The 6,843-nt window shown below is 64.5% G+C and carries 8 protein-coding genes and 2 pseudogenes; 4 read left to right on the top strand and 6 right to left on the bottom strand.

Annotated elements, in window-relative coordinates:
* Window positions 1–150 (top strand): annotated as a pseudogene (locus tag BLX41_RS35875) (YcgN family cysteine cluster protein); the annotation flags it as partial.
* A gap of 50 nt (window positions 151–200) precedes the next feature.
* Window positions 201–1,433, top strand: coding sequence for a hypothetical protein (locus BLX41_RS21055; RefSeq protein WP_123726447.1), 1,233 nt, complete (start codon window positions 201–203; stop codon window positions 1,431–1,433).
* A 47-nt stretch (window positions 1,434–1,480) separates the two neighbouring features.
* Here BLX41_RS21055 and BLX41_RS21050 read toward each other — a convergent pair whose 3' ends face one another.
* The 4 genes from BLX41_RS21050 to BLX41_RS21035 form a co-directional block, all read right to left on the bottom strand.
* Window positions 1,481–1,852, bottom strand: coding sequence for a YgaP family membrane protein (locus tag BLX41_RS21050; protein ID WP_123726446.1), 372 nt, complete (start codon window positions 1,850–1,852; stop codon window positions 1,481–1,483).
* Window positions 1,853–1,934: 82 nt separating this feature from the next.
* Entirely contained in the window at window positions 1,935–2,402 is a 468-nt protein-coding gene (locus tag BLX41_RS21045; protein ID WP_102861638.1) for an RNA methyltransferase, read from the bottom strand.
* 119 nt (window positions 2,403–2,521) lie between these two features.
* Complete coding sequence (locus BLX41_RS21040) at window positions 2,522–2,899, bottom strand: YajD family HNH nuclease (RefSeq protein ID WP_123726445.1); 378 nt, start codon at window positions 2,897–2,899, stop codon at window positions 2,522–2,524.
* 49 nt (window positions 2,900–2,948) lie between these two features.
* Complete coding sequence (locus tag BLX41_RS21035; RefSeq protein ID WP_123726444.1) at window positions 2,949–3,635, bottom strand: spermidine synthase; 687 nt, start codon at window positions 3,633–3,635, stop codon at window positions 2,949–2,951.
* A 75-nt stretch (window positions 3,636–3,710) separates the two neighbouring features.
* Here BLX41_RS21035 and BLX41_RS21030 point away from each other — a divergent pair, with 75 nt between their 5' ends.
* Entirely contained in the window at window positions 3,711–4,025 is a 315-nt protein-coding gene (locus tag BLX41_RS21030) for a hypothetical protein (protein WP_123726443.1), read from the top strand.
* On the opposite strand, the gene BLX41_RS21025 is transcribed toward BLX41_RS21030, so the two are convergent.
* Window positions 4,022–4,495, bottom strand: coding sequence for a cyclic nucleotide-binding domain-containing protein (locus tag BLX41_RS21025; protein WP_123726442.1), 474 nt, complete (start codon window positions 4,493–4,495; stop codon window positions 4,022–4,024). The genes BLX41_RS21030 and BLX41_RS21025 overlap by 4 nt on opposite strands.
* Before the next feature lie 102 nt (window positions 4,496–4,597).
* Window positions 4,598–6,652: a S9 family peptidase gene (locus tag BLX41_RS21020; RefSeq protein ID WP_123726441.1), complete on the bottom strand. Its 2,055-nt coding sequence runs from the start codon at window positions 6,650–6,652 to the stop codon at window positions 4,598–4,600.
* A gap of 100 nt (window positions 6,653–6,752) precedes the next feature.
* Here BLX41_RS21020 and BLX41_RS21015 point away from each other — a divergent pair.
* Window positions 6,753–6,843, top strand: a pseudogene (locus tag BLX41_RS21015) (MFS transporter); the annotation flags it as partial.

Here is a 6,843-nt window from a genome sequence, read left to right as displayed (position 1 = left end):
GGCAAGGCCCTGCCGCTCTGGCACCACCTGGTGTGCGGCGATCGCGATGCGGTGCACCACGAACGTATTTCCCAGTCCGGGCGCATGCTCGCCGAAGGCAGCGTGGCGGAAGAGGACTGGGAGGATCATCTGATTTTCCGCGCAGGCTGAAGATTCGCCGCGTTGGCTGCAGAACCAGGTTACCCAGAAAAGGAGTGTGTATGAGGGTGGGGGCGAAACTGGCGCTGGCCGCTGCGATGCTGGCATTGAGCGCATCGGCCTTTGCGGCGAAGAAAGTCGATCTGGATTATCACGTGCGTTTCCTGCCCCAGAGCGATCAGGCCGAGGTGCGTCTGACCCTGGCCGATGGTTCGGCCTTGCGCAGCCTGGACTTCGACCTGGGGCGGGACGGCGACTACAGCGACTTCAAGGCCGACGGCCAATGGCAGGCTGGGGCGGATGCCGCCGGCCAGCGCGGTGTCTGGCGTCCGGCCAGCGGCAAGGCCAGCCTCAGCTACAGGGTGCGCCTGAGTCACAGCATCAAGAAGGGCAGCTACGACAGCCGCAGCACCGCCAACTGGGCGCTGCTGCGCGGCGAGACCCTGGTGCCCCCGGCCAGGCTTGATCAACAGGATGGCGTCGAACTGGTAGCGCGCCTGGACTTCGACTTGCCGGCCGGTTGGAAAAGCATCGAGACCGCCTGGCCGCGTATCGGCAAGAATCGCTTCCGCATCGACAATCCTTCGCGGCTGTTCGACCGTCCCGCCGGCTGGATGCTGGCCGGCAACCTGGGCAGTCGCCGCACGCGTCTGGGAGCAACCGAAGTCAGCGTGGTGTCGCCCCTGGGCCAGGGCATGCGCCGCATGGACGTGCTGACCCTGCTGACCTTTGTCTGGCCGCAAGTACAGGCGGTGTTCCCGCGTCAGCCCGGCAAGCTGTTGATCGTTGGCGCGGCCGATCCGATGTGGCGCGGCAGCCTGGCCGGGCGCGATTCGCTGTTCATCCATAGCCGCCTGCCGCTGGTCAGCGAGAGTGGCGCCAGCCCCTTGCTGCGGGAACTGGTGCAATCCCTGGCGCGGATCAACGACAGCCAGCGCAGTGACTGGATCAGCGAGGGACTGGCGGAGTATTACGCCGTCGAGTTGTTGCGCCGGGCCGGTGGTATCAGCGATGAGCGTTATCAGGTGCTGGAGAAGCGCCTGGCCCGGGACAGTCACAAGGTCAGCAGCCTGCGCGGCGAACAGGTGGACAGCGCCACGGTGGCCAAGGCAGTGCTGCTGTTGCAGGAGCTGGATCGGGAAATTCGCCTCAAGACTCGCAACAAGCGCTCCCTGGACGATGTACTGCAAGCGGCGATGCGCCTGGAAAGCATCAGCACCGCTGAATTCATCCAGCTCAGCGAAAGCGTGCTGGGCGAGACCTCCAAGGTCCTCGATACCAGCCTGCTGCGCTGATCCGGCGCTGATTGGTCCATGAGGGCGTCCGTGAGGACGCCCCGGCCTCAGGCCTTGGGGACCTTCACTTCATCATTGCTGGCGGCCTTGGCATTGCGGCTGGCAGCCTCGGCATTGGCCTTCAGGTTGCGCAGTTCCTCTGCGGCGTGTTCGATCTTGCTGCGCACGTTGTGCATGTCCTGGCGGCTCTTCTCCAGCAGGCTTTTTGCCGAACTGTGCCCGGTGATGCCCCGGGCCAGGGCCACGCCACCGATGGCGACTTGAATCAGGCCGAATACGCCGCCGCGGCGCAGGCCCTTGCCCATCATCACCACGCCACCGGCCAGGGAGCCGATGCGCTCCCAGCCCTGGACGTTCTGGGTCGGTTGGCTCGGCAAGGGTGTGGCTTCGATCGTTTGCAGCTGTTTGCGCTCGCTCATGCTCTGTCTCCAAGGGAGGTGTGGGATACAAAGCTGACTGCACCAGGGCGTCGCTGGTTCCCGGGGATTGATCGGCGGGTTTTCAGTACTTCGGACCGGAGCGGGTGTTGTTGCCCTTGGCCAGGCGATCGTAGAGCACCACGTTGACCGTGGCTGCCAGGTTCATGCAGCCGGTGGTGGGGATGTAGACCACGTCTTCGCACCAGTCGCGGATCTCCTTGTCGAGGGAGCCGTCTTCCGGACCGAAGATGTACAGCGCACGATCCGGGTGGGTGTATTCCGGCAGCGCACGGGCGCCTTCCACCAGTTCCACGGCCACCGGGATGCAGCCCAGGGGGAGGATTTTCTTCAGGTCGTCGATGCCGATCAGGGGAATGTCCTGGTGGACCTTCTTGGTGTCGGTGACGAAGTCGCGGGCACGTTCATAGCGCTTGCCGGTGTAGAACACCGAGGCGACGCCATAGCAGCCGGCGGCGCGCATCACCGAACCGACGTTCTCCGGTGACTTGGGGTTATACAAACCGATGCAGCTGTACCTTTTGTTTGCCACGAGCGAGGAGCCTTGGGGGAAAAGAGCGCGATTATACGGGGATTGGGCGGGGTGTGGCGGGGTGTTCGACGGTTCGCGGGCAAGCCCGCTCCTGCAGGAGCGGATTGCCCGTGAAGCCGTTATTCGCCGTCTTTCTTCATCAACCCGGCCAGGGCGGCGAACGGGTTGTGGGTCGCCTTGGCAATTTTCGGGGTGCTCAGGGAGCCTTCGCCGAAGTACTGCTGGTCGGTGTAGCGCGAGTGCTCGTTGTCGTGGCAGTACAGGCACAGCAGTTCCCAGTTGGAACCGTCCTGGGGGTTGTTGTCGTGGTTGTGATCGCGGTGGTGCACGGTCAGCTCGCTCAGGCGCTTGCCGGAGAATTCCCGGGCGCAGCGGCCACAGACATGGGGGTACATCTTCAGCGCCTTGTCGCGGTAGCCCATTTCCCGGTCGCGCTGGGCGTCGGCAAGGATACGGTCCAGCTTGGCGGTGTTGGACGGGGGAGTGGACGAACTCATGGGTTCACCTTTGTAGAAGGACTAATGACGGTAATGGACAAAGTTTAGCTCAGGCCTTGAGCTTCTCGGCAATCCAGATGGTGTGCCGGGTGCCGCGATTGCCATGGGCGAAGACCTGTACTTCCTCGGCCTTGAAACCGGCCTTGCGCAGGCGCTCGGAGAATTTCTGGTCGGCGCTGGCGGACCACACCGCGAGGATGCCCTTGGGCCGCAGGGCCCGGGCGCAAGCCGCCAGACCGGCGCTGGAGTAGAGCCAGCTGTTGGCTTTCTGGGTCAGGCCTTCGGGGCCGTTGTCGACGTCGAGCATGATCGCGTCGAAGCCTTGAGGCTCGGCCTGCAGGACCTTGGCCACGTCTTCCAGGCGGATCACCGTGCGCGGGTCCAGCAGCGGCCGGCCGGACTTTTCCCCCAGGGGACCACGGTTCCACTCCACCACCCCGGGCACCAGCTCGGCCACCACCACCTCGGCGCTCTGGCCCAGGTGCTTGAGGGCCGCGGCCAGGGTAAAGCCCATGCCCAGGCCGCCGATCAGGACTCGCGAGTTCGGGCGCCCGGCGACTTTGCTGCAGGGAATCTGCGCCAGGGCGTCCTCGGAGCCGTGCATGCGTGTGTTCATCAATTGGCCGCCGTCGCCGCCCTGGATCTTGATGACGAAATCCTCACCGTATTCGAACAGGCACAAGGCACCGCCGCTTTCAGGAATCGGAGTAGTGTCCAGCAGTACGAAACGTTTCATGGAGATCTCATTGAAGAAGGCAAAAGCTCCCGGTTGGGAGTAGCCTGACGCCAGACAATAGCAATGGAGCCATTGATGAAGCGCACTATTCTAACGGTGATTGCCCAAGCGGCGCTCGCCCTGACCGCCGCCCTGGCGCTGAGTGCTGGCCCGGCCCTGGCCGACGAGCCGCAAAGCGCCCCGGTGGTGACCCCGACGCCGACCCTCGGCACCCCGGGCACTGCCACCCCCACGCCTTATCCGCAAGTGACCCCGCCCAGTACGCCGAAAGCCGGGAGCAGTGGCAGCGCGCCCTTGCTGCCGCCCATCGACATGCCCAAGCCGCCCAAGGACCAGACCCTGCCGGGGCTGGAGCAGAATGACAACAAGGCCAAGGTGCAAGGGGCCTAGATCTGCTGTGCGAGCAACTGGCCGTCGGCCATGCGCAGGCGCTTGGACAGGGAAATAGCCAGGGCGCGGATGATCTTGGCGGCGATCTTCGGCGCATCGTTGAGCATCTTCTCCAGGGAGTCCTTGCCCAGGTTGAGCAACTGGCAATCACTGGCCGCCACGCAGGTGGCCGAGCGTCGCTCGCCATCGAGCACCGCCATTTCGCCAAAGGCCCGACCGCTGCGCAGGGTGGCGATGGTCAGGGGCTGGCCGTCGTGGTGGGTCTTCTGCACGGCCACCTGGCCGCTGTGGATGATGCACATGAAGCTACCGGCATCGCCCTCATGAAAGATCGCTTCGCCCTCGGCGATGCTGCTGATGCTGAAATAGCCGGCTGCCGCGTTGAAGTCGGCAGGCAGCAGTTGATCGAACAGGCCGCAGTCCATCAGCCAGTCGCGGATCTCGTTGTTCAGTAAGGTGGGTTCAGACATGGGTCAGGGTCTTTTTCTTGTGTCTGTTGCACGGGCGCAGGCCCGGTCCGGCGGTTGCCGGCGGCGGTCCAGTGTTAAGACAGGAGCGCCGCGGGTAGTTCCTCAGTCCAGGCCCAGAATGTTCAGGATAAAGGCATATTCGAGGGCTACGTCACGTAATCCCTGGTAACGGCCGCTCATGCCGCCATGGCCGGCACCCAGTTCGGTCTTGAGCAGCAGCGGGTTGTCGTCGGTCTTGGTGGCGCGCAGTTTGGCCACCCATTTGGCGGCTTCCCAGTACTGCACGCGACTGTCGTTGTAACCGGCGATCACCAGGGTCGCCGGGTAAGCCTGGGCCCGGACGTTCTCGTAGGGGGCGTAGGCCTTGATCCGCTCATAGACCTCAGGCTCCTCGGGATTGCCCCATTCGTCGTACTCGGTGACGGTCAGTGGCAGGTCCGGGTCGAGCATGGTGTTGAGCACGTCGACGAAGGGCACTTCGGCGATGGCCGCCTGGAACAGCTCGGGACGCTGGTTGAGCACGGCGCCGATCAACAGGCCGCCGGCACTGCCGCCGCTGATGGCCAGTTGTTGGGCGCTGGTCAGGCCCTGGGCGATCAGGTGCTCGGCGCAGGCGATGAAGTCGCTGAAGGTGTTCTGTTTGTGTTCCTGCTTGCCGGCGCGATACCAGGCTTCCCCCAGCTCGCCACCGCCACGCACATGGGCGATGGCAAAGGCCACGCCGCGATCGAGCAGGCTCAGGCGGGCGTGGGAGAACCAGGGATCGAGGCTCTCGCCATAGGCGCCGTAGCCATACAGGTATAACGGTGTCGGTTGGCCCAGGCACTCGCGCTTGACCACCAGGCTGATGGGCACCTGGGTACCGTCGGCAGCGGTGGCCCAGAGGCGCTGGCTGACATAGGCGTCGGCATCGAAGGGGCCCAGCACCGGGGTTTCCTTGAGCACCTGCTGTTGACCGTCGGCCAGTTGCAGCTGGCGCACCTGGGCCGGGCGATTCAGGGCCTCGTAGCGCAAGCGGATGCGATCGCTGGAAAACTCCAGGCTGTTCTGCACGTGCAGGCTGTAGGCCGCGTCCGGCAGTTGCACGCGATACACGGGCAGGTCCTGGGGATGCACTTCGATGATCGGCAGGCCGCCTTCGCGCAGGCTCAGGGTCATGGCGCCGGCATTGAGGGTCACGCCGTCGAGCATCACCTCGGGATTGTGCGGGACCAGCAGCTGCCAGTCGCTTTCCTCGGGGATGGCACCCTGGTCGGCTGCCTGATACAGCGCGAAGTTGATGCCCTCGCGATTACTGCGGATGAACCAGGTCCACTGGCCGTCGAGTTGACCGTGATCGACATCGTACTCATGGCCTTCGACCCGTGGCGCCAGGCAGGTGAACGGCAACTGCGGCTGCGCGGCGTCCAGGGCCCAGGTTTCGCCGGTGGTCTTGCTGCCCAGGGACAGCAGCAATTGGCGCTCGGAGCTTGAGCGGTAGCAGTGCAGGAAGAAGCGTCCGTCCGGCTCGTGGAACACTTCCTCGGCGGCCGTGCCGTCCAGACGGTAGCGGAACAGTTTGTGCGGGCGATGGGTGTCGTCCAGCTCGCCGAAGAACAGGGTCAGGCTGTCGTTGGCCCAGGTCATGCTGCCGTCGCAGTTGTCGAAGGACAGCTCGCTGACCTTGCCGTTGGACAGCTCCTTGATGAACAGGGTGTAGATTTCCTCGCCGGTGGTGTCGAGGCTGTAGGCCAGGCGCTGGTGGTCGGGGCTGATGCTGAAGGCACCGAGGGAGAAGAAACCGCCGTTGGCCAGGGCGTTGGGGTCCAGCAGCAGCTGTTCGCGGCTTTCGTCCACCGTCAGGCTGTCGTCTGCCGGGCGCGGGCAGCGATAGTGCCGCGCGTATTCGTCACCGGCGGTGGTGCGGGTGTAATACAGGTACGGGCCCCAGGGGGAGGGCAGGGACAGGTCGGTCTCGAGGATCCGTCCCTTGATCTCCTGGAACAGTGTCTCGCGCAGGGGCGCCTGGTGGGCCAGCCGGGCTTCCTGGTAGCTGTTTTCAGCGTTCAGGTAGTCGAGCACCGCGTCGGTGTCGCGTTCCTGCAGCCAGGCATACGGGTCAGCGCCTTCGGCCTTGTGGGCAATCGGGGCGCTGCTGTCGTTGGCGGGTAGGGGCATGGGTGGCTCTCGAACGAAGACAAATGAGGGCTTGGCAGACGGCGGTGCAGCCTGACACGGGAAAAGTCGTTATCATAAGCGCCTCTTTGCCTGCCTTGCCATGGACACCATGACCGAGAACGACTATCTGATCGCCTGGGGCCTTTACGCCTTTGCCGCTTTGGGCTGCCTGCTGGTGTGGATGCGCCTGA

Source organism: Pseudomonas protegens (assembly GCF_003732485.1).
Lineage (GTDB): Bacteria > Pseudomonadota > Gammaproteobacteria > Pseudomonadales > Pseudomonadaceae > Aquipseudomonas > Aquipseudomonas protegens_B.
This window is presented reverse-complemented; position numbering and strand designations above follow the sequence as displayed.

Coding starts and splice junctions, on each gene's coding strand:
- BLX41_RS21030 (WP_123726443.1), top strand. CDS start 3,711: ATGAAGCGCACTATTCTAACGGTGATTGCCCAAGCGGCGCTCGCCCTG.
- BLX41_RS21055 (WP_123726447.1), top strand. CDS start 201: ATGAGGGTGGGGGCGAAACTGGCGCTGGCCGCTGCGATGCTGGCATTG.
- BLX41_RS21050 (WP_123726446.1), bottom strand. CDS start 1,852: ATGAGCGAGCGCAAACAGCTGCAAACGATCGAAGCCACACCCTTGCCG.
- BLX41_RS21035 (WP_123726444.1), bottom strand. CDS start 3,635: ATGAAACGTTTCGTACTGCTGGACACTACTCCGATTCCTGAAAGCGGC.
- BLX41_RS21020 (WP_123726441.1), bottom strand. CDS start 6,652: ATGCCCCTACCCGCCAACGACAGCAGCGCCCCGATTGCCCACAAGGCC.
- BLX41_RS21025 (WP_123726442.1), bottom strand. CDS start 4,495: ATGTCTGAACCCACCTTACTGAACAACGAGATCCGCGACTGGCTGATG.
- BLX41_RS21040 (WP_123726445.1), bottom strand. CDS start 2,899: ATGAGTTCGTCCACTCCCCCGTCCAACACCGCCAAGCTGGACCGTATC.